Here is a 26,521-nt window from a genome sequence, read left to right on the forward strand (position 1 = left end):
CAGCGCCGACGAATCGTGCAAGAGGCATGTGGCGCCATCTTTGTAGAACCTGGGGCCGCCTTCATCTGGCTGCCGCCATCTTCTCCCCGTAAACGGGGAGAAGGACGCTCTCATCGCCGGCGTAGCCAACCTTGCCTAAATGTTCCCTCCACCTTAAGCCGAATTGACCCTTGAACCCTGACATGCCAAAGGCCCGCAAAGCCTTTCATCTGGAGAAGCCTGATGACCGATCGCATCGAGATCGCCGGATTGCGGATTGCCCGCGAGCTGCATGATTTTGTGGCCGGCGAGGCGTTGCCCGGCACCGGCATCGAAGCGGCGGACTTCTGGAACGGCTTCTCGGCCATCGTCCATGACCTCAGTGCCAAGAACCGGGCGCTGCTGGCAAAACGCGATGCCATGCAGGAAAAGCTCGACGGCTGGTATCGCGACCATGGCGCGCCCGTCGATATGGAGGTCTACAAGGCTTTTCTGAAGGAGATCGGCTATCTCGTCCCCGAGGGACCGGCCTTCAGCGTCTCGACCGAAAACGTCGATCCCGAGATCGCAATCGTTGCAGGTCCGCAGCTGGTCGTGCCGGTGATGAACGCCCGCTATGCGCTCAACGCCGCCAATGCGCGCTGGGGTTCGCTCTACGATGCGCTCTACGGCACCGACGCCATCCCCGAAACCGGTGGCGCCGAGAAGGGCGGAAGATTCAACCCGGCGCGTGGCGCCAAGGTCGTGGCCTGGACGAAGACCTTTCTCGATGAGGTTGCCCCGCTCACCTTGGGCAAATGGGCAGGGGTCAACGGCCTGTCGCTGGCGCATGGCGCCTTGCGGCTGAGTGCCGGCGCAGGCTCCACCACGCTGGCTAACCCGAAACAATTCGTCGGCTATCGCGGCGACGCCGCCAACCCGCAAGCCGTGCTGCTGGTCAGGAACGGCCTGCACATCGAAATCTCAATCGACCGCGACAATCAGATTGGCCGCACCGATCCGGCAGGGATCGCCGATGTCATCCTGGAATCGGCCTTGACCACCATCCAGGACTGCGAGGATTCGGTCGCGGCGGTGGATGCGCAAGACAAGGTCGTCGTCTACCGCAACTGGCTCGGCCTGATGAAGGGCGACCTGGCGGAAGAGATCACCAAGGGCGGCAAGAGCTTTGTCCGCAGGCTCAACCCCGACCGCTCCTGGACCGCGCCCGCCGGCGGCACGCTGACGGTGCCCGGCCGCTCGCTGATGCTGGTGCGCAATGTCGGTCACCTGATGACCAATCCGGCGATCCTCGACCGCGACGGCAACGAGGTTCCCGAAGGCATCATGGACGCGGCGCTGACGGCGCTGATCGCCTTGCACGATGTCGGGCCCCAGGGCCGCCGCGCCAATTCCCGCGCTGGCTCGATGTATGTCGTAAAGCCAAAAATGCACGGGCCGGAGGAAGTCGCGTTCGCCGTCGAGATCTTCGACCGTGTCGAAGCCCTGCTCGGCATGGCGAAGAACACCATCAAGATGGGCATCATGGACGAGGAGCGGCGCACCACCGTCAACCTCAAGGAGGCGATCCGGGCGGCAAAAGAACGCGTCGTGTTCATCAACACCGGTTTCCTCGACCGCACCGGCGACGAGATCCACACCTCGATGGAAGCCGGCCCGATGATCCGCAAGGGCGACATGAAGCAGGCCGCCTGGATTTCCGCCTACGAGGCCTGGAATGTCGACACCGGGCTCGAATGCGGGCTGGCCGGCCATGCCCAGATCGGCAAGGGCATGTGGGCGATGCCCGATTTGATGGCGGCGATGCTGGTCGAGAAGATCGCCCACCCCAAGGCCGGCGCCAACACCGCCTGGGTGCCGTCGCCGACGGCGGCGACACTGCATGCCACGCACTACCACAAGGTCGATGTCCATGCCGTGCAGGCTGCGCTGAAGAGCCGACCCAAGGCCAAGCTCGACGACATATTGTCGGTGCCGGTCGCGGTGCGGCCGAACTGGACTCCCGACGAAATCCAGCGCGAGCTCGACAACAACGCGCAGGGCATTCTGGGCTACGTCGTGCGCTGGATCGACCAGGGCGTCGGCTGTTCGAAAGTCCCTGACATCAACGATGTCGGGCTGATGGAAGACCGCGCCACGCTGCGCATCTCCTCGCAGCACATCGCCAACTGGCTGCACCACGATGTCTGCTCGCGCATCCAGGTGATGGATTCCCTGCGGCGCATGGCGGCCACCGTCGACCTGCAGAATGTCGGCGACCCGCTCTACCGGCCGATGGCGGCCGACTTCGACAACTCGATCGCCTTCCTCGCCGCCTGCGACCTGGTCTTCAAGGGCCGTGTCCAGCCCAATGGCTACACCGAGCCGGTGCTGCACGCGCGGCGGCTGGAGCTGAAGGCGAAAGCGACGGCCTGAACCAAAGGTTCATAAAAGAGCGCCGGCGCCGCTTGCGCCCCGCTCTCAATGCATGTCACCCAACAGCGCGTCGCGTTTGAACGGGTTCAGGCGCTCAACGCTTCGACCAATGTCGACCGCGTCACCGATTTCTCCGTGGTCGACGACACCATCCAGCTCGACAACGCGATCTTCGCGGCACTTGGCGGCAACGGTACGCTCAGCGCCAACCAGTTCGTCGCCAACGCGTCGGGCACCGCCACCAATGCCAGCCAGCACATCACCTACGAGACCGACACCGGCTGGCTCTATTATGACAGCAACGGCAATGCAGCGGGTGGCTCGGTCCATTTTCGCCACGCTTGCCGCCAATTTGGCGCTGACCAACGCCGATTTCGTCGTGGTGTGAAGGGAAGCAAAAAAGCCACCCCAGCCGAGGCAGCGAGGAGTGTCGAATGACGCGCCTCACCCTCAAGGCGAGGCTAAGCCGCCTGCGCCACGCGCTCCGAGCTCATGCGGTAGGAGATCGCTTCGGCGAGATGGATGCGGCCGACAGTCTCGCTGGCGTCGAGATCGGCCAGTGTCCGCGCCACCTTCAGCACGCGGTGATAGGCCCGCGCGGAAAAGCCGAGCTTTTCGCTGGCGTCCTTGAGCAGCGACAGGCCGGCGGCGTCCGGCATGGCGATCTCCTCGATGACACCAGGCGCGCAATGCGCGTTGGTGGTGGCGCTGGTGACGCCGAGCCGTTCGAAACGCTCGCGCTGGATGGTGCGGGCGCGTGCCACGCGCAGCGCCACGGCTGCACTCTTCTCGGCGCGGTCGGGCCGGATCAGGTCGCTGGCCGAGACCGCCGGCACTTCGATCCTGAGATCGATGCGGTCGAGCAGCGGGCCGGAAATGCGCGCCTGGTAATCGGTGCGGCAGCGCTCGCCGCGCAGGCAGCGATAGCCCGGCTCGCCGGCCATGCCGCAGCGGCACGGGTTCATCGCCGCGACCAGCTGGATGCGCGCCGGATAGGTGACGCGATGGTTGGCGCGCGCGATCATGCAGTCGCCGGTCTCCAGCGGCTGGCGCAGCGCATCGAGCGTCTGCGGCGTGAATTCAGGAAACTCGTCGAGGAACAGCACGCCATGATGGGCAAGCGACACCTCGCCCGGCCGCGCGCGGATGCCGCCGCCGACCATCGCCGCCATCGAGGCCGAATGGTGCGGCGCGCGGAACGGCCGCCGGTCGGTCAGCTTGCCTTCGCCGAGTTCGCCCGCCACCGAGGCGATCATCGAGACTTCGAGCAATTCCTTCGGCGCCAGCGGCGGCAGGATCGACGGCAGCCGCTGCGCCAGCATCGACTTGCCCGATCCTGGCGGCCCGACCATCCTCAAATTGTGCCCACCGGCCGCCGCCACTTCCAGCGCCCGCTTGGCGGTCTCCTGGCCCTTGATGTCGGCAAGGTCGGGCAGGTCGCGCGCCGAGGCGTGGATGCCGGCTTCCGGTCGCGACAGCACTTGCGTGCCGCGAAAATGGTTGGCGATGGCGATCAGGCTGCGTGGCGCCAATATGTCGAAATCGGCGCCCGCCCAGGCCGCTTCCGGCCCGCAGGCGAACGGACAGATCAGGCCCTTGCCCTCGGCGTTGGCGCCGATCGCTGCCGGCAAGGCACCAGCGACAGCGGCAATCGTGCCGTCGAGCGACAATTCGCCGAGCACGACATAGCCGGCCAGCATGTCGCCCGGAATGGCGCCCAATGCCGCCATCAGGCCAAGCGCGATCGGCAAATCGTAGTGGCTGCCCTCCTTGGGCAGGTCGGCCGGCGCCAGATTGACCGTGACCTTCTTCGACGGCATCGACAGGCCCGACGCATGCAGTGCCGCCTGCACCCGCTCGCGGCTTTCGGCCACTGCCTTGTCGGCGAGGCCGACGATATGCATGTTGACCTTGCCCGGCGCGATCATCACTTGGACATCGACCGGCACGGCCTCGATGCCCTGGAAAGCGACCGTGCGAACCCGCGCCACCATTTCTTTGCCCCCGATATGGGCTGGCCCAGCCCCGTGCGGAGCCAGGAAAGGCCCCTTCGGGAGACAATCACAATTCCCCGGTCAAAGGCGATTATATCGTTGACAAACCAAGTGACGAATCGGGAGCGGACTGATATGAGTCGCGCATGTGGAAATGGCTTGGAAAGTCGGCGCTTTCGAGCGCCGGAGTGCTCATAATGTTCGGCGCACAGATTGGGCCGGATGATGCAGAACTGAACCTATGTAAATGGGCACGTCTTGCGCTGCCCGATACGCCGCAACATTGCTTAGCTGGCGTGAACAGCCTTCAAATTGAGGCATTCGGAGCGGTTCTGCTTGTTGCTGGTATTGCTTGGTTTATACGAGATTTTATCGTCAAACGCCGACCTAGGGATTTGGCCCAAGGGAAGCTAGGTCCCAACTGGCCTATCCGCGATTTGTTCCTACACATCGATCCTTCCATAACGAAGAATCCCTACCGCGACCCAGAGACGGAAGTCGCCAGAAACATCCTCGATTATCTGGCAACCGGTCGGCTTCATTCATGGGGTCGCTTCACCGGAAGCAATGGCGCGCTTGTCCCGATACCGGAAGATTTCTGGAAGGAAGCCGAATGGGTAATGATGTTCTTTGACCCAGACGACGCAGAGCAAATCCATGCTCGGTATCCGGCGAGCAATAAGGGATATCGAGACGTTCAATTCAACAAGGCTGAGGCGCTAGCCATCTGGCCGAAATCGATAACGACGATTTGGCCCGATTTTGCCAAATGGGATAAGATCGACCCTCTAGAGGCGTACCAAGCCGCCTGCCTTTGGGCGGATGAGGAGCCAAGGCTTCCATGGCCATCATGGGGTGCGGAAAAGGTCTATCGCAAACTAAACGACGCAGCTTTGGCGCACGATCTCATCGTGGTCAGCGGCGACACTACTCGGAAAGCAACCTTGGACGCGATAGAGACGGTCACGTCCAAGGTGATCAATCCTCACGGCGAGGTGTGGCGTGAGGACATGAGAAAGCTTGCTGAAAAGTGGGGCGAGAAACCGAAGTTTCTATATCCGCGTAGCCGCGTCTAGCCTGCCTTTTTTGGCTTATCGTCGCGTGGCGCAGCCTTCACCACTTTCTTTAGTACGCGGTCAAAGTTCTCTTCGGACTCGTCGGTTTCAAGTTCGCGCGCCTTCGCTACAAACTTCTGGTACTGCCTATCCTTGGCGGATAGATTGGTTTTCATCTCTTTTTGTGATTTATCATCGGCAAGTTTTGCCATGAGTCACCTATATGCCGGACAGATTCATTTTCACTGACGAAGCAGGCTGCTTTACGTTTAACAAAGGTCAGAACGTAAGTCGCTATTTCATTCTCTGTACCGTCCTGATGGACGATTACGAAATAGCCGCCGATTTGCTGGCATTGCGGCGGCAACTGGCTTGGGACGGCTTCGAACTAGGCGATGGCTTCCATGCTTCGGAGGATAAACAGGCGGTGCGGGATCGTGTCTATGAAACTATCCTGAAGCGTCCATTTTCGGTGCAAGCTACCATCATGGAAAAATCAAAGGCGCAACCGCAAACGCGGACAGACAAGCCCAGGTTCTATCAGTATGGCTATTTCTACCACTTCAAGCACGGCGTCACCAAGTTCCTCGGAGCGGACTCGGAGGTTCTGGTCACAACCGCTTCGTTGGGCACTCGCAAAGAGAGGTTAGCCTTCGAAAACGCCGTTGGTGACGTGATGCGTCAAACCAAGAAGTCGAAGGCTTGGAAAGCCGACTTTATGCCGTCTGCCTCCGACCCATGCTTACAGGTCGCCGACTACTGCGCTTGGGCGGTAATGAAAAAATGGGAACGCGGCGATCTGCGATCTTACGATCTGATACGTGATCGCATCACATACGAATATGACCTCCTCAGCGCTGGCGCTCATCACTACTACTGAAGAGGGAAAAGTGTGACCCGCGTAATCCGCGATCTTGGCTATCCTTTCGGAAGTGCCCGGGGGCCCTTCTCACCAAGCAAGGGTCACGAGAGTTAAAATATGCGATTCGCATCAAATTTCAAGGTAAAAGATTCCAAAAGAGTCAAGCGCCTGTGGAGAAATATCAACGGGAATCTTCGTTTCGTAACCGGAACAGCATGCTATTTTTCAACGTTTCTTTCGCCGTTTAATTTTCGTTTTCCACAGCGGAAGTGTCAGTTGCACCGGCTTCCGATAGTGCTCATGCCTAGCGTTAACGAGGTCCATGATAGGTCAGCCGCTTGCCGGCGGCACCCTTCAAGGCAATGAGCGAACGAACGTTGTCCTCAACGCCTATGGCCGAACGGTTCGAATAGCGGAAGTCAAATTCAGCAAGGTAGCGGTGCAGGTGGTGTTCGGCGCAATGCTGGTAAACGCCCTTCATGCCGCGCTTAAAGATGCTGTAGAAGCCTTCCACGGTGTTGGTGTGGACCTTGCCGCGAACGTATTCGCCAGCACCATGCTCGACCGTGCCATGAGCAGCAAAGTCAGGGCCGAAGTTCTGGTAGACGCGCGCCTCGTCCGACATGAGAACGCTTTCCTTGTGAATGTTGGCGTTCACGATAGGCAGGACGCGGGCAACCGTGGCGCTGTCGATATGGAACGAACGGGCAACGCCGCCGCGCTCGACAAGGGTAAGCACAACGTTCTTGTGAGCGCCGCTAGGAGCCTTCGGAACGCCCTTCAAACGACCGATGTAAGTTTCGTCTACCTCAACGAATTTGCCGGCGCCGCCCATGGGCGTGAAGTCATCCGAGCGCATGGCCTCGCGGATGCGGTGCGCCAGAAACCAAGCCGCCTTGTAGCCGATTTCCAAGGTGCGATGCAGCTGATGGGCGCTGATGCCTTTCTTGGACGAACACATGAGATGGATAGCCTGAAGCCAGATGGTCAGCGGCAGGTGGCTTTCTTCCAAGACCGTGCCCATGCGGACGGTGAACTGGCCCTTGCAGTCGCGGCACTTATAGAGGCCGTAGCGCTCGATACCATTCGGGTTTTTCTTCGAAGGCTTGCTGCGGACGCCTACCAACTTGTAGGGCTTTTCCATCGAACCGCAGTGATGGCAGACCGGACCATAGGGCCAAAGCATGCCCTCTACATGCTCGAAAGCTGCGGCTTCGTCGCGGAAGTGAGGGCAGGTAAGGACGGACACGGCGAAAGTTCCTAAGTTGTTGGAATCTTTCTATCTCTCCCGTCTTGGTTTGTCAACGATATAATCGCCCGGTCAAATCAAGAACATTAAGGGAACACGTAATCGCTGAGGTTGTGCCGGGATTGTGCCCGGTTGCAAAAACGGAACATGGTTAAGACAAAATGAAAACGGGTTACGTCCGCCTTTTGTCCTCGACTGCGTCCCAGAACAGGCTGGCGATGTCCGCGCCGCCGAAGCGCTTCAATATGGGGCCTTCCATGACCACTGCCTCCTCACCGGAGGCGGCGTTTTCATCTGTTCGGCCGATGACCGCAAGTTGTGTCCATTGTTTGATGGTAGCCAGATGAATGGGAGGACATCATGAAAAGGGTGGTGCTTGCAGCATGTATCGCCATGACGGCCCTTGGAGGGCAAGCCTGTAAGCCAACACAAAACCAGCCGTTCACGGTCCCTGATGACAAATTGATAACTTATTGCATATATAACAATAGAATATACACTGCAGGTGCAGTAATTTGTGAAACACATCACCATCTTGAGTGTACGAATACCAGTGGTAATCTGGCTACTTGGGCGCTAGGTGCCGCTGATTGCACGGAAGACAGCCCGCCATCCCCGAGCTAATCGCTGCGACTCGCACGGGAGAGGTTAGCGAGGAATTTTTTCCGTGGAGCTGTCGGTGGCCTAGTCACGCAACAGAGGCCCGCATCAAGCGCCTGGTGCTGGTCTGCTGAATTGGATGGCTCCGTGACGATCGGTTGTGCAGACGATATTTCCATGAGGTTCCTCGTTCAAACGTTAGGTTCAAACGTTAGGGTGAACAATCCTGTCAATGCTGCCCGTGAGGCGTACCTGCGGCCCGGTAGGCAGAGAATAGGTCGCTTGCGGAGATCGGCCACCCCGAAGAAGCACTAGTTTCCCCCTGCTTGGCTGAAAACAACGGTGCCGTCGTCCTTTCGAACTTCCACCGCGACAATGCCATCACGCAGCTTTCGATCGGCAAATGTCTCCAGTGCGTGTTCCCGCGCGGCTTTCTCCGCATCGAAGGACGTCTTTTCAAAGATACCCTGTTTCCCATACCAGATCACGGTGTAGGCCATCGTTGCGACGCTCCGGCAGCGGCTTCTTGCGCGAACTATGCGCCCTGGCGCGGTGTGGGTCTACAGCTGCGAGACAATCTAAGGTGTGTTGATATTCAGGTGATGCAAACGACGGCTTTCTGCGCTTCCGGGGTTCACGGACCCGAATGTCCGCTCCGCTCCGGTTCTCGAAAGCCATCGTTTTCGACTCGGCCTGACCTGAATCTCAACACACCTTAACAGCGCGTCGCGTTCGAACGGATTCAGGCGCCGCGCTTTAGGTCTTTGTTTTCATGCATGTCGTTCTCCCGAAACCGGGCCACTTTTGGGCGACATGCATTGGTCTGAGCAAAACTTGGCCGGCGCCAGTTGGGAGCGGGGTGGCTTTGGAAGGCGCCGGCCAGACGAACCATCAGGTCCGCCGCCCTGCACACATGGCCGATTCGTGGCGGTCGGGTTATGGCGCGATCGCGGAAGGACAGAAGCGAACCTGAGATCGGCGACACCTGTCGACCACCGGATTACGACTGGTCCCACACGGCTCCAATGGCGAAGCTACTCGGCAGAGCCATTGTCGGCGAAGGGCGAGGCGCTCGGCACGCACTGCACCGACCACCCTGCCGGCGTCGGCTGCTTTTGGTATTCGGTGATGGCGGCGGCGCATTGTTCGCGCTTGTCGAACGTGCTCGGCAACACCACCATGCCACCTTGCGGGCCGGCGATTACCAGATACCAGACCAACACTGCGGTAGAAGCCATGGGTATTCCTTATTGTGCCGCTCGGGGCTCGCTGTGGCGCGAGCGAAGTCAATAAACGTTGTGTGGGTGGCGAAAGAAAGGCCGGCGCCTGACAAATGGGAGGGAAGGCGCTGCGCCGGCCGGCCGGAACAGGTCCGCCGCGCGTTCGCCCTCCTTGGGCAGGTATGGGCTGGCCCAGCCCGGGCTACGGCCGCCTTTTGTCCTCGACCGCGTCCCAGAACAGGCTGGCGATGTCGGCGCCGCCAAAACGCCTGACTTCGCGCACGCCGGTCGGCGACGTCACGTTGATCTCGGTCATGTAGTCGCCGATGACGTCGATGCCGACGAGGATGAAGCCGCGCTCTTTCAGCGCCGGCCCGATGCGGGCGCAGATTTCGCGCTCGCGCTCCGTCAGCTCGGTCTTTTCGGCGCGGCCGCCGACATGCATGTTGGAGCGGGAATCATGCTCGGCCGGCACCCGGTTGATGGCGCCGACCGGCTCGCCGTCGATCAGGATGATGCGCTTGTCGCCCTTGCGCACATCCTTCAGGTAACGCTGCACGATATAGGGCTCGCGGAACATCTGGCCGAACATTTCCAGGAGCGAGGCAAGGTTGCGGTCGCCCTCCAGCAGATGGAAGACGCCGGCGCCGCCATTGCCGTAGAGCGGCTTGATGATGATGTCGCCGAACTCCTTGCGGAAGGCGGCGACTTCGAGCGGATCCTTGGTGATCAGCGTGTCCGGCATCAGGTCGGAAAACTCGGTGACGAAGATCTTTTCGGGGCTGTTGCGCACCCAGGCCGGATCGTTGACCACCAGCGTCTTCGGGTGGATGCGCTCGAGGATGTGCGTCGTGGTGATGTAATTCATGTCGAAGGGCGGATCCTGGCGCAGCAGGACGACATCCATCTCCGCGAGATCGGTGCGCACCTTTTCGCCGAGCGAGTAATGGCTGCCCTTTTCGTCGCGCACCTGCATCTCCTCGACGCGGGCAAACACCTTGCCGTCGCGCAGCGACAGCCGGTCGGGCGTATAGTGGAACAGCTGATGGCCGCGCCGTTGCGCTTCCAGCGACAGCGCGAACGAGGTGTCGCCGGCGATCGACACGGTGGCGATATGGTCCATCTGGACGGCGATTTTCAGCTTCATGGCGGGCTCCGGCAGGTCGGTCGGCAACAGCCTTTGCCTGTACAGGCTCGCTGCCCGTCTGCCAATCGCGACATTTTGAAGATTGGCATCAGCAAGTCACAAAGCTCGGCCAGACCCTGGCGTTGCCGGTCATTTGGAGACAAGGCGAGGCTGCGCGTCATCGCTTTCTTAAGCCTTGCCGTGCAACGGTAAGCCCCGAATGCACCTGGCCGAACCGACGCAGCGCCGGGCACTCGATGGAACAACGACCATGAACGCCGTCACCGCCATCCGCGCCGCCGCGACCAGACAGCTCGAACTCACCATCCTCATGCCGTGCCTCAACGAGGCCGAGACGCTGGCCGTCTGCATCGGCAAGGCCAAAGCCTTCCTCGACACAGCGGGCATCTCCGGCGAGGTGCTGATATCAGACAATGGCAGCACCGACGGATCGCAGGCGATTGCCGCGGGCAGCGGCGCCCGTGTCGTGCCGGTGGCCCAGAAGGGTTATGGCGCGGCCCTGCTCGGCGGCATCGCCGCCGCCAAGGGCCGTTTCATCATCATGGGCGATGCCGACGACAGCTATGATTTCGGCGCGCTGGAAGCCTTCGTCGCGCGGCTGCGCGACGGCGCCGATCTGGTCATGGGCAATCGGTTCCAGGGCGGCATCGAGGCCGGCGCCATGCCGCCGCTGCACCGCTACCTCGGCAACCCGGTGCTCAGCTTCGTCGGCCGCCTGTTCTTCCGCATCAAGACCGGCGATTTCCACTGCGGCCTGCGCGGCTTCAACGCCGAAAGCATCAGGAAGCTCGATTTGCAGACGACCGGCATGGAATTCGCCAGCGAGATGGTGGTGCGCGGCGCCCTTGCCGGCCTGCGCATCGAGGAAGTGCCGACCACGCTCAAGCCCGACGGCCGCAGCCGGCCGCCGCATCTCAGGACCTGGCGTGACGGCTGGCGGCACCTGAAGTTCCTGCTGGTCTACAACCCGCGCTGGATGTTCTTCATCCCGGGCACGGTGCTCGCCAGCCTTGGCCTGTTGTTCGCGGCACTGCTGGTGTTCGGGCCGCTGCGCGTCATCGACAATCTTTCGCTCGACCTCAACACCTTCGTCGCCGCCTGCTTCATGATCGTCACCGGCGTCCAGCTCATCACTTTCGGCGCCATTTCGCGCTACTATGCCGAGATAACCGGCATCCTGCCGCCAAGCCGCCGTTCCGACTGGCTGACCAGGACCATCAGCACGGACCGGCTCGCCGCCAATGCCGGCATCTGCTTTGCTGGCGGCGTGCTGTTCTTCGGCTATGCCGTGGCGCGCTGGGCGCATCTCGGCTTCGGCCCGCTCAACGACTCCGAAATCCCGCGCATCGTCGTGCTGGGCCTGAGCTTGATCGTCATCTCATTCCAGGCCTTTTTCTCGGCCTTTCTGCTCGGTGTCCTGGAAATACCGGTCAAGCGGCTGAAATCCGGCCAGGCCGGGCAATTCAATGAGCCGCAGGCCAATGAACCGCCAGGCAATGAATCGCCGGCTAAGCAATTGCCGACGTGCGGCGCATGAGCGAAATAGTGCCGGCCTTTGTCCAGACGCGCCTGTTCCGGTTCCTGACGGTCGGCGTCGGCGCCGCATTGCTGTTCTTCGTTCTGTCGTGGCTCCTGGTGTCGCTGGGCGTTTCGCCCTTCATCGGCAGTGTCGTCGCCTATGCGATCGCCTTCGTTGCTGCCTACAGCGCGCAGCGCGGCTGGACATTCGGCGGCCAGCACGATCATGCCAGGGTCTTGCCGCGCTATCTCGTGCTGCAGCTCGGATGCGCGCTGTTTTCGGGCTTGGTGTCGCATGTGGCGGTCGCGCGTTTCGGCATGTCGGCGCTTGCCATGTCGGCGCTGGCGACGGTTGCCACGAGCGCGGTGAGCTACGTTCTGTCGTCGCTGTGGGTGTTTCGGGCGTGCGATTGATGCATGTCGCCCAAAAGTGGCTCCGGTTTTGGGAGAACGACATCCACAAAAACAAAGCTCGATTTTTGCGCGCCGCTTTACGTTTTATGAAGTGACTGGCGCTAGCCTGCGCCGGTCGACACAGGCTGAAAGCCCATCCCCATGACCACTGCCCATGCCGCGCGGCTGTCCGAAAATGGGGCAAGGGCCTCCTGGCGAGCGGACCTCATGCTGGCGCTGCTTGCCACGCTGGGCATGCTGGCCGTCAACGCTTTCGCCGGCTTCCCGGCGCTGACCGATGCCGGCGGCGACAACGACAATCTGCTGCGGCTGGTCGAGGTGCGCGACCTTCTGGCCGGCCAGGGTTGGTTCGACCTGCATCAGTACCGGATGGGTCCGGAAGGCGGCTTCGTCATGCACTGGTCGCGGCTGGTCGATGCGCCGATCGCCGCCATTGTGCTGGCCGTATCCAGCCTGACCGGCAGCACGACCCTTGCCGAGAACGTCGCGCAAGTGGCGTGGCCGGCACTGCTGTTTTGCCTGACCATGATCTTCGTCATTCGCACCGCGCGCCGCTTCGGCGATGATGGCGCTGTGTTGCCCGCCACCGTCGTCGGCACGGCCGCACTGTATTTCATCGGCATCTTCGCGCCGGGCGCGCTCGACCATCACAATATCCAGCTGATGCTGACCATCGCCAGCCTGAGTTTCCTGCTCGACGCACGGGAGCATCGGCCGGCGGCCCTGCTTTCAGGCCTTTGCGCCGCGCTGACACTGGCCGTCGGCATGGAAACCGCGCCCTATGTCGCCACCATAGGCGTCTGCGTGGCGATGCTGTTTGCCTTTGACGTATCGGGCGAAAGGCTGATCGCCAGGGACTTCGGACTTGGCTTTGCCGGCGTCTCGGCGCTTGTCTTCATCGCCACCGTCCCGGTCTCGGCCTGGGGCCAGGCGCAATGCGATGCCTTCTCGACGGTGCAGTTTGTCATCGCCGCCCTTGCCGGAACCGGCCTTGCCGCCATCGCCTCGATCGAAGCGACAAGCCGCACGCGTGGCCGGCGCCTGATCTCGCTTGGCCTGCTCGGCGTCGTGCTCGGCGCGGTCCTGCTGCTGCTGTTCCCGCAATGCCTGGCCTCTCCCTATGCTGAGCTCGATCCGCGCCTGAAGACGCTGTTGCTCGACAATATCGACGAGGCGCAATCGCTGTTCCGGCTGGCCACCCGGGATCCGTCCGAGCTGGCGGCGCGCTATGCCACGCCGCTGGTGGCGATCGTGCTGCTGGCGCTGCGCCTCCACCGCGGCGGCTGGCGGCGCCAGGACAGCCTGGTCGCCGTGCTGCTTGTCATGGCGTTCCTGGTCAGCGTCTGGCAAGTGCGTGGCTCGACATTCTCGATTGCCTTGGCGGTGATCCCGCTTTCGGCCTGGATCGCCAAATGGCGGCGACGCGCCGAAACCAGCCCGTCGCGCGGCTCCGTGCTGCGGATGGCCGCCGCCTGGCTGATCTCGGTGAACTCGATCTGGTCAGGCGCCGCCGGGGCGGCATCGGCGGCGCTGGAAACCGGTGCGAAAATCACCAGGGACGCCGGGAACGCTGGCGCCGACCCGTCCTGCGAGGCCAAGGCCACATTTGCGGCGCTCGCTCGCCTGCAAGACACCACCGTGCTCGCCATTTCCAATCTTGGATCGCCGATCCTGGCGTATTCTGGACATCGCGTGTTTGCCGGACCCTACCACCGTAACAACGAGGGGAATCTGCTCGCGTTCGACGCCTTACTCGGTTCCGAGGCGCAAGCCAGGTCGATCGCCAGGGATCATCGCGTCGGCCTCGTCGCACTGTGCCGCGGCAACCCCGAAAGCCAGCTTTTCGCCTTCACCGCGCCGGACGGCTTTCTCGCCGAATTGATGCGCGGCGGCGTGCCGGTTTGGCTGGAGCCAATCGCTGACACCAAGGGTGCTTCGCTCGAACTCTATCGTGTCCGGCCCGACGGCTGAAGCTTGGCGTGAAAACAAGGGCTTATGCACCTCGCGTCAACCCTCTTGAACATGACCCCACTTAGCCGCGAAAAATCGATGTCGCGATACGTTTCCTAAAGGGTTTGCTGCCAGTCTAAAAATAAATTCCGACGTCACAAAACAGGGACACCGATGCAAACTTCGTTTGGCACCGGTCAGGCAAACAGGGAGAGCACGGATCTGGCGTTCACCGATCCGTTGACCGGGCTTGGCAACCATCGCCGCTTTTTCGACAAGGTCGACCGCCTGATCAGCGACCGTGCCGAAGACCCGGCGCCGTTCACCGTCGGCATCCTCGACCTGGACGGCTTCAAGCCGATCAACGATTTGTTCGGCCACAAGGCCGGCGACGACATCCTGATCCAGGTCGCCATGCGGCTGCGCGCCTCGATGGACGGCTACTCCACGGTCTGCCGCATCGGCGCCGATGAATACGCCTTCCTCTACCCGATGGTGTTCAGCGAGGAGGCGGCCGCCGAAAAATCCCGCATGCTGATCGAAATTCTCTCGGCGCCCTACGACGTCGGTGAACGCACCGCCAGGCTTTCGGCCTCGGTCGGCTGCTCGCTGTTCTATTCGGGCGACGAGACCACCGAAATTCTCATCAACAAGGCCGAAACGGCACTTTACCACGCCAAGCGCTCCGGTCGTGGCCGCGTCGTCGTCTACACCCGCGAGATGGAAGAAGCAGCCAAGCGCGTCACCCGCATCGAACAGGCGCTGCGTCGTGCCGTCTCGGCCGGCGAGGTGGAGCCGCATTTCCAGCCCATCGTCGATCTCAACACGCGCCGCACCGTCGGCTTCGAGACGCTGGCGCGCTGGACCGATCGCGACCTCGGCGCGGTGCCGCCAACGGTATTCATCCCCATCGCCGAGGAACGCGGCATCATCGGCCCGCTGTCGCAGCTGGTGCTGCGCAAGGCGACCGAGGCGGCCAGAAGCTGGCCCAAGGACCTGTTCCTGTCGTTCAACCTGTCGCCCTCGCAGCTCGTCGACCAGAACACCGGCCTTCACATACTGGCGATCCTCGACCGCACCGGCTTCGATCCGCGCCGGCTGGAGATCGAGATCACCGAGACCGGCCTGATGAACGATCCTGCCTCGGCCGAGAAGATCGTCGAGGATCTGCGCCGTGTCGGCATCCGCGTCTCGCTTGACGATTTCGGCACTGGCCAGTCCTCGCTCGGCCGCTTGCGTGAATTCCATTTCGACAAGCTGAAGATCGATCGCGCCTTCGTCTCCTCCATTCTCGACGACCGTCCGTCGGAACACATCATCCGCGCCATTCTCGCCATGTGCGAGGGGCTCGGCATGGACGTGGTCGCCGAAGGCATCGAGCAGGAGGCGCAGGCCGACCGCCTCGTCCAGTTCGGCTGCGCCGGCGGGCAGGGCTATCTGTTCGGCAAGCCGGTCGATGCCGACGCCACGCTCGGCTACCTCCGCGATTCCTTCCGCGGCGCCTTGCGCGCCAAGGCGATCTGACCGGCGATCTCGACGCTGCCCACAATGCCGATGCGGCAGCTGCGCGCAACCGGTGCGACGCATTGTCGTTTTGTCTGACATAAGCCCGCAAATCCGCCTTTTCGCCCTTGCCCGCACGACGTGTCTGGCTAGGATGCGCGCCGGTCACGCTGGGAGAGAACAGATATGATGCCATCGGCGCTTTTTGCCGACCTCGAAGGAGCCTCGGTGCTGATCACCGGCGGCGGCTCCGGAATTGGCGCGGCACTGACCGAGGGCTTTGTGCGCCAGGGCGCCAATGTCGCCTTCATCGACATCGCCGATGGCCCGAGCATTGCCCTTGCCGACCGCATCGAGAAGGCGTCCGGCCGCCGGCCGCTGTATCTCAAGACCGACCTGCGCGACGTCGAAGCCCTGCGTGCGTCCGCCGCGAGCGCGGCGCAGGCGCATGGCGATGTCACCGTGCTGGTCAACAATGCGGCCCTCGATGAGCGCCACGCCGTCGAAGACGTGACGGTGGAATTCTGGGACAACAACCAGGCGATCAACCTGCGGCCGCATTTCTTCACCGCGCAAGCGGTGGCGCCCGGCATGAAGCGGGCCGGCGGCGGCTCGATCATCAACTTCACCTCGACATCCTATCTGATCAATCACCCCGACATGCCGGCCTACACAGCCGCCAAGGCCGGCATCCTCGGTCTCACCAAGGGGCTGGCCGGCAAGCTCGGCGTCGACGGCATCCGCGTCAATGCCGTCGCGCCCGGCTGGGTGATCACCGAGCGGCAGAAAGAGCTCTGGGTGACCGAACAGGCGCTGGCCGCCCATGTCGCCAAACAGTGCATCAAGCAGGTGATGCAGCCCGATGACATCGTCGGCACCGTGCTGTTCCTGGCCTCGGACGCCTCGCGCATGCTGACCGCGCAGATGCTGATCGTCGATGGAGGTTTCCTGTGAGCCCAGGGTTTGCCAGCAACGCGCCGGCGGTAGCCGCCGTCGACTGGGGCACGACCCGCATGCGGGTCTGGCTAATCGGCAGGGACGGCAAGGTTCTCGCCGAACGGCGTGGCGATGACGGCCTGATCACCGCGCAGCAAAAGGGCTTTTCCACCATTCTCGAAGGACATCTGGCGGCCATGGCCGCGCCGGAGGCACTGCCCGTCATCATCTGTGGCATGGCCGGCTCGCGCCAGGGCTGGCTCGAGGCGCCCTATGTCGCCGTTCCGGCGCAGATCGGTGCCATCCTGGCAGGTGCAGCGCGGGTACCCGGCCAGCACCGCGACATCCGCATCGTGCCCGGCCTTGCCCAACGCCTGACTGAGGCGCCCGACGTGATGCGCGGCGAGGAAACGCAGCTTGCCGGCGCCGGCCTGCCGGCCAAGGGACGCCAGCTGGTCTGCATGCCCGGCACCCATTCGAAATGGGTGCCGGTCGAGGACGGCACTGTCACCGGCTTCGGCACCTGGCCGACCGGCGAACTGTTCTCGGTGCTGGCCGCGCACTCGATCCTGCGCCATTCGCTCGGCGAACACCCCAAGCCGGTCACCTCGGACAATCCATTCTTCCGCCGCTGGTGCGAAAACGCATTGACCGAGGGCGGCGATGTCACCTCGCGGCTGTTTTCCATCCGCGCCGCCGGCCTGTTGCAGGACCTGAAGCCCGACGATGCCGCCGCCTGCCTGTCGGGCCTGCTGATCGGTGGCGAGATCGCCTCGGCCAGCCGTCGTCATGGCGCCGGTGCGGAGCCCGTGGTGCTGGTGGCGTCCGGCGCGCTGGGGACGCTTTACAGTGCGGCGCTCGGCTTTGCCGGGCTGAAGGTCCGCACCGTCGATGCCGACGAGGCGGTGCGTGCCGGTCTCGTCGAGGCGGCGCGCGAGAACGGCATGATCGCCATGTCAGGAGTTGCCCGATGAACCAGACCGCATCTTTTCCGAAGCTCAAGCGCGGCCTGGTCGCCATCCTGCGTGGCCTGAAGTCCACTGAGGCGATCGCCATCGGCCAGGCGGTGTTCGACGCCGGCATCGAGGCGATCGAAGTGCCGCTCAATTCCCCGGAGCCGTTTTCGTCGATCGCCCGGATCGTCGAAGTGCTTCCGAAAACGGCACTGGTCGGCGCCGGCACCGTGCTGTCGGTGGCCGATGTCGATGGCTTGCACAAGGCCGGCGGGCGGCTGCTGGTCAGCCCCAACATCGATGCCGACGTGATGGCGCGTGCGATGCACTACGGCATGGTGACGATGCCCGGCGTGTTCACACCCACCGAAGCCTTCCAGGCGATCCGGCTCGGCGCTTCGGCACTGAAATTCTTTCCGGCCAGCGTGCTCGGCGCGGCAGGCATTTCCGCGATCCGGGCGGTGCTGCCGGCGCAGACACCGGTCGGCGCGGTCGGCGGCGTTTCGGAAAAGGACTTTGCCGGCTACAAGGCGGTGGGGGTGACGGTGTTCGGTCTCGGCTCCAGCCTGTTCAAGCCGGGCATGAGCGTCGACGAGGTGGCGGTGCGCGCGCATGCCGCCGTCGCGGCCTGGGATGCAGCGTTCGGAGAAGCATGATGAGTGAAGCGATCGTTTCGGTTTTTTCCGATCACATCTGCCAGCTCGGCGAAGGGCCGAGCTACGATCCCGCCACCGATGCGCTGTTCTGGTTCGACATCGTCAACGGTCAGCTTCTCGAAAAGCCCGTGGCCGGTGGCGCGCTGAAAATCCACGAACTTGGCCAGATGGCAAGCGCCATCGCCATCATCGACGACAGGCGCCAGCTGATCGCCACCGAGACCGGCCTTCATGTCCGCGATGTCGCGACCGGCACCATGACACTGCACACGCCCATCGAGGCCGACAATCCGGCCACTCGCTCCGATGATTCCCGCGTCCATCCCTGTGGTGCCCTGTGGATGGGCACGATGGGCAAGACGGAGCAAAAGGGCGCCGGTTCCATCTACTGGTTCTTCAAGGGCGAGCTTCGCCGCCTGTTTTCGGACATCACCGTGTCGAACTCGATCTGTTTTTCCGAGGACGGCGCGCTCGCCTACTACACCGACACCTCGACTGGACTGTTGATGCGGGTCGACTGCGACCCGGCGACCGGCCTGCCCGCCGGCGAACCGAAAGTCTTCGTCGATCATCGTTCGGCCAAGGGTTTTGTCGACGGCTCGATCGTCGACCGTGACGGTGTGCTGTGGAATGCCGTCTGGGGCGGCAAAACGGTCAAGGCCTATTCACCCGACGGCACGCTGCTGCGGTCCGTCGCCATGCCGGTAATGCAGCCATCCTGTCCGGCCTTTCTCGGCAAGAACGCCGACCGGCTGGCAGTGACGTCCGCCTGGCATGGCAAGGACGAGAAGCAGCGCCAGCTCGATCCGCAGGCTGGCATGACCTTTCTGATCGACATCAAGGTCAACGGCCGTTTCGAGCCGCGCGTGCTGATCGCCTGATCGAACAACGGTCGGCGGCTGCGTTGTCACGCAACCGTCCGACCCGGTCGGTTTCGCGGCAGCCGATTGCTTTCACCGTGCGATGGTAGGCGATCGTACCGCCGGGAATCATCTCATGACGAGCCAAAAACCAAAACTGATCCTCGTACATGAGCCGGAAAAGGCCTGCTTCGACCGTCTGGTCGCCGACGGCTTTGCGGCCGCGCGCGCCACGGAAATCTCGTCCTATCTGGCGCAGTCAACCGATCTCGCTTCCGAGTTTGACGCCCTTGCCGCCGCATGTGAACGGCGCGGCCTAGCCTTCCTGCCGGTCGAGCTGGATAATGCGGCGGCCGCGCTTGCCAAAGCCGATCCTGCGGCCACGCTGGTCTGGACGCTGACCGACGGCATCGCCTATTTCCGGGGTGGTGCCGCACCCGCTTTGGCGAGACTGGGCGGGCTGAACGCGATCGGCGCCGACGATTCGCTGTTCGCGCTCTGCCAGGACAAGTTCCGCTCCGGCGCCGTGCTTGGCGCGCTCGGCCTGCCGGTGCCGCAGGCCGGTCTTGCACGGGACGGCCAATGGCTGGTCGAGCCGCCGGCGTCGCCCGCCGGCTGGTTCGTCAAGCCCAACCGACTCGGCGCCAAGATTGGCATCTGGGCGGATTCGCGCACCGGCGACCTCGGTCATGCACTGGAGCTTAGCCGGCGCGTGTTTTCGGCCTATCGCGATGATGTCGTCGTCCAGCCCTATGTCGCCGGCCGCAACGTGCGTGCCAGTTTTCTTGGCCTGATGCCGGGTGCCGGGGTCGAAGCGCTTGGCGTGGCCTTTGTCGATTCGGGCGCCGATTTCCAGACCATGGCGGACAGCCTGGCGCTCTACGGCGACACCGGCGAGGCAGCGAGGGCGGCAGGACATTATGCCGAACCGGAGCTTGTTGCGGTCGCCGACAGCCAGCCGGCCGCCGACGCCAGGATTCGCGTGATCGCCGAGCGGCTGATGAGCGGTCTTGGCCTGCGCGACGTGTTTTCCATCGATCTCAGGGTCGAGGCCGACGACACGGTCCATCTCATCGAGTTCGAGGTCTGCCCCGGCCTGCCTTGCTTCGACTTCCGCGCCTATTGCCGCCAGCAATGGGGCCTCGAGCTTGCCGACGCCATGGCCGAGACCGCCGCGAGCCGGCTGGTCGGCCAGGACCATCGCGTTTAAGCGGGAATCATCGCGCTTGGCGACATGTGGCTCCGGCTTTCCGGGCGCTGGCGCTGCCCCTTGTGTGTTTGGAATATGCATAATGGAGGGTGCCACGAACCGGTGGATGTTCCGGTTCGTGGCGGCGGTCGAGAGCCCGTCGCCCCTCAGGTGGCCTAAACCGTAGGTGAGCTGGGGCCCGACCGCCTTCTTTGTGAACCCGAACAGTTGCAAGGGGCAAGCCCCCGCACACAAGGAAGGGATTGAGGAGATGGCTGAAGAGACGGTTCAGGACGTCGGTATTGACGTCGCCAAGTGGTGGCTCGATGTGTCGGTGTTTCAGACGCTAGAACGAGCCCGTTTCGACAACGACAAGGACGGCTGGGCCGAGCTGATCAAGTGGCTGACGGGTCGCAATGTGCGCGCCATCGGCATGGAGCCGAGCGGCGGCTATGAGCGCGGTGTGGCCAAGGCGCTGCGCAAGGCGAACCTGCCGGCCAGGAACGTCAATCCGCACAAGCTGCGCCACTATGCCCGCGCCCTTGGCCGGCTGGCCAAGAACGATCGCATCGATGCGCTGCTGATTGCGCGCTACACCGCCGAACTGCCGACCCGGCCGGTGCGCTGTGACCCAATCGCCGAGCAACTCGCCGATCTGGTCGTTGCCCGCAGGCAGCTCAGCGACGACAAGGTCAGCCTCGCCAACCAGCTCGAGCAGATACGCGAGCCGACGGTCAAGCGCATGTTCACCCGGCGGCTGCGGCGCATCGAGCTCGATATCGCTCTGCTTGCCAAACGGATGGCCGAACTCGTCGCCAGCCAGCCAGCGCTCGCGGCCAGGGATCGCCTGATCCAGTCCTTCTGCGGTGCCGGCCCAGTGTTCAGCCACACCGTGCTTGCTCTGGCTCCCGAGATTGGTGAGGCCTCGCGACGAGAGATCGCAGCCCTTGCCGGCCTCGCGCCCTACGACTTCGACACCGGCACTTTCCGAGGCAAGCGCAGCATCTGGGGTGGCCGTCATGACGTGCGCAGGGTGGTCTACATGGCAGCACTCACCGCCAGTCGCTCCAATCCTGTGCTCAAGGCTTTCCATCAGCGCCTCATTGCAAACGGCAAGGCGCCGAAAGTCGCTCTCATCGCCGTCGCGCGAAAGATACTGACCATCCTCAGTGCCATGATCCGAAACAACGAACCGTGGAACCCAGCCCGACCCTGACAAACACAGTTGCTCACCTGCCTGCCGGCATCCTCTCCCCGTAAACGGGGCGAGGGACACTGTCGCCAACGATTTCGCCAATCACTACTGCAAGAAGGGTGCCGGCGTTACGGCCAGCTTCTTTCTCCCCGTCACTATACGGGGAGAAATGCCCGGCAGGGCAATGAGGGGCGGCGCCGACTTCCCCGGCTCCGCGCCTTGACGCATTCCGCTCTGCCTTTACTGTCGGTCGGCAACCCTTGGTAAGATCGCACGATGACCACCACGCCCGTCGATCCCGAAACCCTCCACCATCATGTCAGACGCATGGGGGGACGCGATCCGCATGAGGCGCACCGTACCGCGACGCCGCTCGAGCTTCTGTTCGACCTGACCTTCGTAACCGCGTTCAGCTTTGCTTCGTCCCAGCTCGCCCATGCATTGGCCGATGGCCACTATACCGCAGCCCTGCTCGGCTTCGCTTTCGCCAGCTTCGCCATCTGCTGGGCCTGGATCAATTTCTCCTGGTTCTCCTCTGCCTATGACACCGACGACTGGATTTTCCGCCTCGTCACCATGGTGCAGATGATCGGCGTGCTGGTGCTGGCAATCGGCCTGCCGCGCATGTTCGCCTCCATCGAGCACGGCGAGCACCTCAACAATTCGGTGATGGTGCTGGGCTATGTCATCATGCGGGTGGCGATGATCTTCCAATGGCTGCGCGCTGCCCGGCAGGACCCCGTCCGGCGCCGCGCCTGCCTGACCTACGCCACCGCCATCGCGATCGCCCAGATCGGCTGGGTGGTGCAGATCGTCGTGGATTTCCCGGTCGGCACCAGCATCATCCTTGCCGGCATTCTCGGGCTCATCGAACTGGCGGGGCCGCTGGTCGCCGAACGCAAGGATGGTGGCACGCCCTGGCATGCACATCATATGGCCGAGCGCTACAGCCTGTTCGCCATCATTGCGCTGGGCGAAGGGGTCGTCGGCACGCTGGCGACCCTGTCCGCCGTGGTCGAGGAGCAGGGCTGGACCGTCGATGCGGCGCTGGTCTGCATCGCCGGCACCGGGCTCACCTTCGGCATGTGGTGGGTCTACTACATGCTGCCCTCCGCGCCGATATTGCACGCGCACCGCAATCGCGCATTCATCTGGGGCTATGGGCAGATGCTGATTGTCGCGGCAATTGTCGCGACCGGCGCCGGGCTGCATGTCGCGGCCTATTTCATCGAGCACAAGGCGCATATCGGCGCGCTTGAAACGCTGCTTGCAACCGCCGTTCCCGTCGCCATTTTCCTGGGCACGGTCTATGCGCTTTACACCTATCTCGTTCAGCGTTTCGACCCGTTCCACATCTGGCTGCTGCTCGCCACCGCTGCGGTGGTGGCGCTTGCCATCCTCGCGGCACTTGCCGGCGTCGACATGGCCATTTGTCTGATCATCCTGATGCTGGCGCCGGCCGTCACCATCGTCGGCTACGAAATGCTCGGGCACAGCCACCAGGCAGAAGCGCTCGCCAGCGACGAGCACTCGACATCACATTAGCCGGTTTCGGGTTGCCCAGCGGAACCCTATCCGTGCGGCATTCGCTCGAATGCCTGCAACGACGGATCCATCGTGTCCCAGGCATGGCCGCGGATCGCGTAAGTGACCACCTGTGGATCGAAATCGCCGGGGTCGTCGAGGCTGGTCGCGTGGACTGCTATCAGCTCCGGCATGGCGACGAATGTCAGGAACACCGGCGTTCCGCAGGTCGGGCAGAAGGCGTGGACCTTCTCGTTGCCGCTGTCGCCTTTCATCCGCCAGGTGCTCACCTCGCCGGTGATGGCCATATCGGCGCGCCGGCCGAAGGTCAGATAGGATCCGTGGCCCGTGCCTGCGCGCTTCTGGCAATCGAGGCATTGGCAGTGGTTCTGGAAGATAGGCTCGCCGCTCGTTTCATAGCGGATCGCGCCGCATGCGCAGCCGCCGCTGTATCGCTTGGTCATTGTCGTTCTCCACTGGCCTGGCTCTGCATGATATCGCAGGGCATCAGGCTGATTTCGGCTTGGCGGAAATGTCGATGCCGCTGCCGGTTTCGAGGAAGGATTTCAAGCTGGACAGCACCGCCGGCCATCCCTGGCTGATGCCCTTCGCCATGCCGCTGCCGGCTTCGAGTTCGTCATGGGTGACGGTCAGCCGCACCATTGTGTCGTATTCCTCGATCGCGAACGTCACCCGGCTGTATTGCGACGGATCGTTGGCCTGCGAAGCGTTCGCCCAGGTCATGACGAGACGGGTCGGCGGCGAAATCTCGACGACCTTGCCGACGAGTTCGACGGTCCGCTCGTCATTGTCGCGGATATGTTCCCACTTCGATCCCGGCTTCCAGTCGGAGACGTTCTCGTGGCCCCAGTAGCGCTTTGCGATATCGGGCCTGGTTATGGCCTCGAACACCTTTTGCGGCGTCGAGCGGATATAGGTGACGTAGACAAAGCTGGTCGTCTCTCTGGTCATTGGTCCTCTCCTTCGAGTTCTTGCTTCAGGTCGTGCAGCAGGCTGAGCCGCTGACGTTCGAATTTCCGCACCCACCGCTCGTAGACTTCGTGCAGCGGCACGGGGTTGATGAAATGCAGTTTTTCCCGGCCGCGCTTGACCGTGCTCACCAGATTGGCCTCTTCCAGCAGGTCGAGGTGCTGGGTGGCGGATTGCCTCGCCATGTCCAGGTTTTCGCAAAGCTGGCCGAGCGTCTGCCCGTTCTTCTCGCACAGAAGGTCGAGCAGCCTTCTGCGTGTCGGGTCGCCCAGTGCCTTGAAAACCTTGTCGGCGTCCATCGGCCTCACTCGTTCGTTGTGAAGTCATAATATGCAGGTAAATGCCTGCATGTCAACTGGCAACAAAGCCCGCCGCAATCGCTTGGGCGAAGGTTATTCAGGGCTTGGCAGTCGATTGCTGAATGGGCCGTGCGCCGGCCGTCGTCTAACGGCTCCCTGCCTGGCAGGGCGAAGCCACGGAAGGGAAGAGAACCGCCAGGACTTCGTCCGAGCCTCGGATCGACGATCTCGATGGACGTCAGATGCCTTCGACCAGCACGATCTCGCCGTCGGCGACCTTCTGGCGGATGGCGACCGCGCGCTGGTATTCCGGCGAGTGGTAGCAGTCATGCGCCGTGGCAAGCGATTCGAACTCGATAATGACGTTGCGCGCGCGCCCGACACCCTCGGCCATTTCATGCGCACCGCCGCGCGCCAGGAATTTCGCGCCGAAGCGGTCGAAGGCCAGTTTCGAGGCGGCGACATACTCCTTGTAGCCTTCGGCGTCGCGCACATCGACGCGGGCGATCCAGTATCCCTTGGGCATTTCTTTCCTCCGAACTTGTTCTTGAAAAACCTCAGGCAGAGCGCATTTCGGTCAGGATCGCTTCGGCCGCTTCTCGTTTGTTGGCCGCGGCAATGATCGGCCGGCCAACGACGAGATGGCTGGCGCCGTTGCGGATCGCTTGTGCCGGCGTCACCACGCGCTTCTGGTCGCCATGGTCGCTGCCCGCCGGCCGGATGCCTGGCGTCACCACCGCCATGTCGGGCCCGACGATGCGGCGCACCGCTTCGGCTTCCGCGGCCGAGCAGACGATGCCGCCCATGCCGGCATGCAGCGCCTGTTCCGAGCGCCGCAGCACCAGCGTATGCGGGTCATACTCATAGCCGACGTCAATCATGTCCTGCTCGTCCATCGAGGTCAGCACACTGACGGCAAGCAGGCAAAGCTCGCTGCCCCTGGCCGCTTCCACCGCCGCCCGCATCGCCTTGGGATAGGCATGGATGGTCAGCATGGTCACGCCCATCTTGACGATGTTCTCGACGCCCTTGGCCACCGTGTGGTCGATATCGAGCAGCTTCATGTCAAGGAAGATCTTTGTCCCGCCGCCGCTGGCCAGTTCCCTGGCGAAGTCCAATCCCCCGGCGAAGGCCAGCTGATAGCCGATCTTGTAGAAGGAGACGACGCCGTCGAGTTCGCGCACCGCCTGCTCGGCTTCCCGCACGGTCGGCACGTCGAGGCCGACGATCAGTCTTTCCTGCATCGATTTGGCCTGCATCGATTGGACCTGCATGGTTCCGGCAATCACATCTCGATCCGGGTCGACAGCATGCGCGAGGTTTCGATCAGCGTTCGGCATAGGTGCTCCATCGATTTGTGCAGTCTTTCGTCACGGAAATTGCCGGCCTCGTCGAAGGCGTTGCCGCCCTCGGGCACCGAACATTCCGGCGTCACCACCTCCATCTGGCAACGCACCAGCACGGCGCGCAGATGGTTGATGCAGCGGATGCCGGCAAAGTGCCCGTTGGAGGACGAGCAGAGCCCAACGACCTTGCCGGCAAGCGGCCGGACCGGCCTGCTGCCATCCTTGCGTACCCGGCTCACCCAGTCGATCGTGTTCTTGAGCAGTGGCGGAATGGAGCCGTTATACTCGGGCGTGGCGATCAGCAGTCCGTCATGGGCAATGATCAGGCGGCCGAGTTTGAGGGCGTGTTCGGGAACGCCCCTTTCCTTTTCCAGGTCCTCGTCGAGGATCGGCAGGGGATAATCGGCAAGCGAGATGCGGGTCACCTCGGCGCCTTGCATGGCAAGTTCCTTTTGCGCCACGTCGGCGGTCCTGCCGCTATAGGCGCCACTGCGCACCGAGCCGGCGAAGACGAGGATTTTCGGGATCACTGCCATTGGCCACCCTTGTTCCCGGACAGGTACAGCCAGAGGCCGCTCAAATCAACGCACCGGCCCAAAAATCGAAACCGATTTCTGGAAGGCATAGGAGTAGCGCTGTAAAGAGGTTGACGACCCGTCGGCAGCCA

28 protein-coding genes are annotated in these 26,521 nt (G+C 62.9%); 16 read left to right on the forward strand and 12 right to left on the reverse strand.

Translation table 11 applies throughout. The features are described 5' to 3' along the window. Positions 1 to 222 precede the first annotated feature (222 nt). Together BPNPMPFG_RS22745 and BPNPMPFG_RS22750 are read left to right on the forward strand one after the other, a co-directional pair. On the forward strand, positions 223 to 2,394 hold the full coding sequence (locus tag BPNPMPFG_RS22745; protein ID WP_258590891.1) for a malate synthase G: 2,172 nt from the start codon (positions 223 to 225) through the stop codon (positions 2,392 to 2,394). 48 nt (positions 2,395 to 2,442) lie between these two features. After that, positions 2,443 to 2,832, forward strand: coding sequence for a hypothetical protein (locus BPNPMPFG_RS22750; RefSeq protein ID WP_319945949.1), 390 nt, complete (start codon positions 2,443 to 2,445; stop codon positions 2,830 to 2,832). A 23-nt stretch (positions 2,833 to 2,855) separates the two neighbouring features. On the opposite strand, the gene BPNPMPFG_RS22755 is transcribed toward BPNPMPFG_RS22750, so the two are convergent. Continuing rightward, complete coding sequence (locus BPNPMPFG_RS22755; RefSeq protein WP_258590892.1) at positions 2,856 to 4,388, reverse strand: YifB family Mg chelatase-like AAA ATPase; 1,533 nt, start codon at positions 4,386 to 4,388, stop codon at positions 2,856 to 2,858. 146 nt (positions 4,389 to 4,534) lie between these two features. On the opposite strand from BPNPMPFG_RS22755, the gene BPNPMPFG_RS22760 reads away from it, so the two are divergent. Beyond that, entirely contained in the window at positions 4,535 to 5,464 is a 930-nt protein-coding gene (locus BPNPMPFG_RS22760; RefSeq protein ID WP_258590893.1) for a hypothetical protein, read from the forward strand. On the opposite strand, the gene BPNPMPFG_RS22765 is transcribed toward BPNPMPFG_RS22760, so the two are convergent. Then, positions 5,461 to 5,655: a hypothetical protein gene (locus BPNPMPFG_RS22765; protein ID WP_258590894.1), complete on the reverse strand. Its 195-nt coding sequence runs from the start codon at positions 5,653 to 5,655 to the stop codon at positions 5,461 to 5,463. The genes BPNPMPFG_RS22760 and BPNPMPFG_RS22765 overlap by 4 nt on opposite strands. An 11-nt stretch (positions 5,656 to 5,666) precedes the next feature. Here BPNPMPFG_RS22765 and BPNPMPFG_RS22770 point away from each other — a divergent pair, with 11 nt between their 5' ends. Further along, on the forward strand, positions 5,667 to 6,323 hold the full coding sequence (locus BPNPMPFG_RS22770) for a DUF3800 domain-containing protein (RefSeq protein ID WP_258590895.1): 657 nt from the start codon (positions 5,667 to 5,669) through the stop codon (positions 6,321 to 6,323). A 292-nt stretch (positions 6,324 to 6,615) separates the two neighbouring features. Here the strand turns inward: BPNPMPFG_RS22770 and BPNPMPFG_RS22775 are convergent, their stop codons facing one another. Continuing rightward, positions 6,616 to 7,554 (reverse strand): IS1595 family transposase, encoded by a 939-nt coding sequence (locus BPNPMPFG_RS22775; protein WP_258590896.1) that lies wholly within the window; start codon positions 7,552 to 7,554, stop codon positions 6,616 to 6,618. 393 nt (positions 7,555 to 7,947) lie between these two features. Here BPNPMPFG_RS22775 and BPNPMPFG_RS43210 point away from each other — a divergent pair, with 393 nt between their 5' ends. Further along, positions 7,948 to 8,178: a DUF1496 domain-containing protein gene (locus tag BPNPMPFG_RS43210; protein WP_413776883.1), complete on the forward strand. Its 231-nt coding sequence runs from the start codon at positions 7,948 to 7,950 to the stop codon at positions 8,176 to 8,178. 287 nt (positions 8,179 to 8,465) lie between these two features. Here BPNPMPFG_RS43210 and BPNPMPFG_RS22780 read toward each other — a convergent pair whose 3' ends face one another. From BPNPMPFG_RS22780 to gshB, 3 genes are all read right to left on the reverse strand, one after another. Continuing rightward, entirely contained in the window at positions 8,466 to 8,654 is a 189-nt protein-coding gene (locus tag BPNPMPFG_RS22780) for a hypothetical protein (RefSeq protein ID WP_258590897.1), read from the reverse strand. 534 nt (positions 8,655 to 9,188) lie between these two features. Next, a complete protein-coding gene (locus tag BPNPMPFG_RS22785) occupies positions 9,189 to 9,392 on the reverse strand; it encodes a hypothetical protein (protein WP_258590898.1) in 204 nt (67 codons plus the stop codon). Positions 9,393 to 9,576: 184 nt separating this feature from the next. Further along, positions 9,577 to 10,521, reverse strand: coding sequence for a glutathione synthase (gene gshB, locus BPNPMPFG_RS22790; protein WP_258590899.1), 945 nt, complete (start codon positions 10,519 to 10,521; stop codon positions 9,577 to 9,579). 250 nt (positions 10,522 to 10,771) lie between these two features. Here gshB and BPNPMPFG_RS22795 point away from each other — a divergent pair, with 250 nt between their 5' ends. The 11 genes from BPNPMPFG_RS22795 to BPNPMPFG_RS22845 all read left to right on the forward strand — a co-directional run bounded on the left by BPNPMPFG_RS22795 (position 10,772) and on the right by BPNPMPFG_RS22845 (position 23,240). Beyond that, complete coding sequence (locus tag BPNPMPFG_RS22795; protein ID WP_258590900.1) at positions 10,772 to 12,058, forward strand: glycosyltransferase family 2 protein; 1,287 nt, start codon at positions 10,772 to 10,774, stop codon at positions 12,056 to 12,058. Beyond that, on the forward strand, positions 12,055 to 12,453 hold the full coding sequence (locus tag BPNPMPFG_RS22800) for a GtrA family protein (protein ID WP_258590901.1): 399 nt from the start codon (positions 12,055 to 12,057) through the stop codon (positions 12,451 to 12,453). Before BPNPMPFG_RS22795 ends, BPNPMPFG_RS22800 begins: the two co-directional genes overlap by 4 nt. Positions 12,454 to 12,594: 141 nt before the next feature. After that, on the forward strand, positions 12,595 to 14,424 hold the full coding sequence (locus tag BPNPMPFG_RS22805) for a GtrA family protein (RefSeq protein WP_258590902.1): 1,830 nt from the start codon (positions 12,595 to 12,597) through the stop codon (positions 14,422 to 14,424). 153 nt (positions 14,425 to 14,577) lie between these two features. Next, positions 14,578 to 15,927: a putative bifunctional diguanylate cyclase/phosphodiesterase gene (locus tag BPNPMPFG_RS22810; RefSeq protein ID WP_258590903.1), complete on the forward strand. Its 1,350-nt coding sequence runs from the start codon at positions 14,578 to 14,580 to the stop codon at positions 15,925 to 15,927. A gap of 165 nt (positions 15,928 to 16,092) precedes the next feature. After that, complete coding sequence (locus BPNPMPFG_RS22815; protein WP_258590904.1) at positions 16,093 to 16,860, forward strand: SDR family NAD(P)-dependent oxidoreductase; 768 nt, start codon at positions 16,093 to 16,095, stop codon at positions 16,858 to 16,860. After that, a complete protein-coding gene (locus tag BPNPMPFG_RS22820) occupies positions 16,857 to 17,816 on the forward strand; it encodes a 2-dehydro-3-deoxygalactonokinase (protein WP_258590905.1) in 960 nt (319 codons plus the stop codon). The genes BPNPMPFG_RS22815 and BPNPMPFG_RS22820 overlap by 4 nt, the downstream gene beginning before the upstream one ends. After that, positions 17,813 to 18,451, forward strand: a complete 639-nt coding sequence (locus BPNPMPFG_RS22825) for a 2-dehydro-3-deoxy-6-phosphogalactonate aldolase (RefSeq protein ID WP_258590906.1) — start codon at positions 17,813 to 17,815, stop codon at positions 18,449 to 18,451. Before BPNPMPFG_RS22820 ends, BPNPMPFG_RS22825 begins: the two co-directional genes overlap by 4 nt. After that, positions 18,451 to 19,332 carry an SMP-30/gluconolactonase/LRE family protein gene (locus BPNPMPFG_RS22830; RefSeq protein WP_258590907.1) on the forward strand — a complete coding sequence of 294 codons (882 nt, stop codon included), beginning with the start codon at positions 18,451 to 18,453 and terminating at the stop codon, positions 19,330 to 19,332. Before BPNPMPFG_RS22825 ends, BPNPMPFG_RS22830 begins: the two co-directional genes overlap by 1 nt. Before the next feature lie 115 nt (positions 19,333 to 19,447). After that, on the forward strand, positions 19,448 to 20,521 hold the full coding sequence (locus tag BPNPMPFG_RS22835; RefSeq protein WP_258590908.1) for a D-alanine--D-alanine ligase family protein: 1,074 nt from the start codon (positions 19,448 to 19,450) through the stop codon (positions 20,519 to 20,521). 250 nt (positions 20,522 to 20,771) lie between these two features. Continuing rightward, complete coding sequence (locus BPNPMPFG_RS22840; RefSeq protein WP_258590634.1) at positions 20,772 to 21,716, forward strand: IS110 family RNA-guided transposase; 945 nt, start codon at positions 20,772 to 20,774, stop codon at positions 21,714 to 21,716. A 255-nt stretch (positions 21,717 to 21,971) separates the two neighbouring features. Then, positions 21,972 to 23,240 (forward strand): low temperature requirement protein A, encoded by a 1,269-nt coding sequence (locus tag BPNPMPFG_RS22845; RefSeq protein ID WP_258590909.1) that lies wholly within the window; start codon positions 21,972 to 21,974, stop codon positions 23,238 to 23,240. A 26-nt stretch (positions 23,241 to 23,266) separates the two neighbouring features. On the opposite strand, the gene BPNPMPFG_RS22850 is transcribed toward BPNPMPFG_RS22845, so the two are convergent. The 6 genes from BPNPMPFG_RS22850 to BPNPMPFG_RS22875 form a co-directional block, all read right to left on the reverse strand. Further along, positions 23,267 to 23,683, reverse strand: a complete 417-nt coding sequence (locus BPNPMPFG_RS22850) for a GFA family protein (RefSeq protein WP_258590910.1) — start codon at positions 23,681 to 23,683, stop codon at positions 23,267 to 23,269. 43 nt (positions 23,684 to 23,726) lie between these two features. Next, positions 23,727 to 24,191: an SRPBCC family protein gene (locus BPNPMPFG_RS22855; RefSeq protein ID WP_258590911.1), complete on the reverse strand. Its 465-nt coding sequence runs from the start codon at positions 24,189 to 24,191 to the stop codon at positions 23,727 to 23,729. Then, positions 24,188 to 24,508 carry an ArsR/SmtB family transcription factor gene (locus BPNPMPFG_RS22860; protein ID WP_258590912.1) on the reverse strand — a complete coding sequence of 107 codons (321 nt, stop codon included), beginning with the start codon at positions 24,506 to 24,508 and terminating at the stop codon, positions 24,188 to 24,190. The genes BPNPMPFG_RS22855 and BPNPMPFG_RS22860 overlap by 4 nt, the downstream gene beginning before the upstream one ends. 238 nt (positions 24,509 to 24,746) lie before the next feature. Further along, the gene (locus BPNPMPFG_RS22865; protein WP_258590913.1) at positions 24,747 to 25,034 is read right to left on the reverse strand and encodes a DUF1330 domain-containing protein; all 288 of its coding nucleotides are present in this window, start codon (positions 25,032 to 25,034) and stop codon (positions 24,747 to 24,749) included. Positions 25,035 to 25,065: 31 nt separating this feature from the next. Then, positions 25,066 to 25,782, reverse strand: a complete 717-nt coding sequence (gene pyrF / locus BPNPMPFG_RS22870; RefSeq protein WP_258596873.1) for an orotidine-5'-phosphate decarboxylase — start codon at positions 25,780 to 25,782, stop codon at positions 25,066 to 25,068. Positions 25,783 to 25,793: 11 nt separating this feature from the next. Then, positions 25,794 to 26,390, reverse strand: coding sequence for an NADPH-dependent FMN reductase (locus BPNPMPFG_RS22875; protein ID WP_258590914.1), 597 nt, complete (start codon positions 26,388 to 26,390; stop codon positions 25,794 to 25,796). Positions 26,391 to 26,521 lie beyond the last annotated feature (131 nt).

Origin of the sequence: Mesorhizobium sp. AR07 (assembly GCF_024746815.1) — a bacterium.
Taxonomy (GTDB): Bacteria; Pseudomonadota; Alphaproteobacteria; order Rhizobiales; family Rhizobiaceae; genus Mesorhizobium.

Excerpts from the sequence above, each read along its gene's own strand:
- BPNPMPFG_RS22760 (WP_258590893.1), top strand. The coding sequence starts at position 4,535 with ATGTGGAAATGGCTTGGAAAGTCGGCGCTTTCGAGCGCCGGAGTGCTC.
- gshB (WP_258590899.1), bottom strand. The coding sequence starts at position 10,521 with ATGAAGCTGAAAATCGCCGTCCAGATGGACCATATCGCCACCGTGTCG.
- BPNPMPFG_RS22750 (WP_319945949.1), top strand. The coding sequence starts at position 2,443 with ATGCATGTCACCCAACAGCGCGTCGCGTTTGAACGGGTTCAGGCGCTC.
- BPNPMPFG_RS22745 (WP_258590891.1), top strand. The coding sequence starts at position 223 with ATGACCGATCGCATCGAGATCGCCGGATTGCGGATTGCCCGCGAGCTG.
- BPNPMPFG_RS22830 (WP_258590907.1), top strand. The coding sequence starts at position 18,451 with ATGAGTGAAGCGATCGTTTCGGTTTTTTCCGATCACATCTGCCAGCTC.
- BPNPMPFG_RS22845 (WP_258590909.1), top strand. The coding sequence starts at position 21,972 with ATGACCACCACGCCCGTCGATCCCGAAACCCTCCACCATCATGTCAGA.
- BPNPMPFG_RS22865 (WP_258590913.1), bottom strand. The coding sequence starts at position 25,034 with ATGCCCAAGGGATACTGGATCGCCCGCGTCGATGTGCGCGACGCCGAA.
- BPNPMPFG_RS22850 (WP_258590910.1), bottom strand. The coding sequence starts at position 23,683 with ATGACCAAGCGATACAGCGGCGGCTGCGCATGCGGCGCGATCCGCTAT.
- BPNPMPFG_RS22860 (WP_258590912.1), bottom strand. The coding sequence starts at position 24,508 with ATGGACGCCGACAAGGTTTTCAAGGCACTGGGCGACCCGACACGCAGA.
- BPNPMPFG_RS22840 (WP_258590634.1), top strand. The coding sequence starts at position 20,772 with ATGGCTGAAGAGACGGTTCAGGACGTCGGTATTGACGTCGCCAAGTGG.
- BPNPMPFG_RS22815 (WP_258590904.1), top strand. The coding sequence starts at position 16,093 with ATGATGCCATCGGCGCTTTTTGCCGACCTCGAAGGAGCCTCGGTGCTG.
- BPNPMPFG_RS22825 (WP_258590906.1), top strand. The coding sequence starts at position 17,813 with ATGAACCAGACCGCATCTTTTCCGAAGCTCAAGCGCGGCCTGGTCGCC.
- BPNPMPFG_RS22800 (WP_258590901.1), top strand. The coding sequence starts at position 12,055 with ATGAGCGAAATAGTGCCGGCCTTTGTCCAGACGCGCCTGTTCCGGTTC.
- BPNPMPFG_RS22765 (WP_258590894.1), bottom strand. The coding sequence starts at position 5,655 with ATGGCAAAACTTGCCGATGATAAATCACAAAAAGAGATGAAAACCAAT.
- BPNPMPFG_RS22810 (WP_258590903.1), top strand. The coding sequence starts at position 14,578 with ATGCAAACTTCGTTTGGCACCGGTCAGGCAAACAGGGAGAGCACGGAT.
- BPNPMPFG_RS22755 (WP_258590892.1), bottom strand. The coding sequence starts at position 4,388 with ATGGTGGCGCGGGTTCGCACGGTCGCTTTCCAGGGCATCGAGGCCGTG.
- BPNPMPFG_RS43210 (WP_413776883.1), top strand. The coding sequence starts at position 7,948 with ATGACGGCCCTTGGAGGGCAAGCCTGTAAGCCAACACAAAACCAGCCG.
- BPNPMPFG_RS22785 (WP_258590898.1), bottom strand. The coding sequence starts at position 9,392 with ATGGCTTCTACCGCAGTGTTGGTCTGGTATCTGGTAATCGCCGGCCCG.
- BPNPMPFG_RS22835 (WP_258590908.1), top strand. The coding sequence starts at position 19,448 with ATGACGAGCCAAAAACCAAAACTGATCCTCGTACATGAGCCGGAAAAG.
- BPNPMPFG_RS22855 (WP_258590911.1), bottom strand. The coding sequence starts at position 24,191 with ATGACCAGAGAGACGACCAGCTTTGTCTACGTCACCTATATCCGCTCG.
- BPNPMPFG_RS22770 (WP_258590895.1), top strand. The coding sequence starts at position 5,667 with ATGCCGGACAGATTCATTTTCACTGACGAAGCAGGCTGCTTTACGTTT.
- BPNPMPFG_RS22875 (WP_258590914.1), bottom strand. The coding sequence starts at position 26,390 with ATGGCAGTGATCCCGAAAATCCTCGTCTTCGCCGGCTCGGTGCGCAGT.
- pyrF (WP_258596873.1), bottom strand. The coding sequence starts at position 25,782 with ATGCAGGTCCAATCGATGCAGGCCAAATCGATGCAGGAAAGACTGATC.
- BPNPMPFG_RS22780 (WP_258590897.1), bottom strand. The coding sequence starts at position 8,654 with ATGGCCTACACCGTGATCTGGTATGGGAAACAGGGTATCTTTGAAAAG.
- BPNPMPFG_RS22805 (WP_258590902.1), top strand. The coding sequence starts at position 12,595 with ATGACCACTGCCCATGCCGCGCGGCTGTCCGAAAATGGGGCAAGGGCC.
- BPNPMPFG_RS22795 (WP_258590900.1), top strand. The coding sequence starts at position 10,772 with ATGAACGCCGTCACCGCCATCCGCGCCGCCGCGACCAGACAGCTCGAA.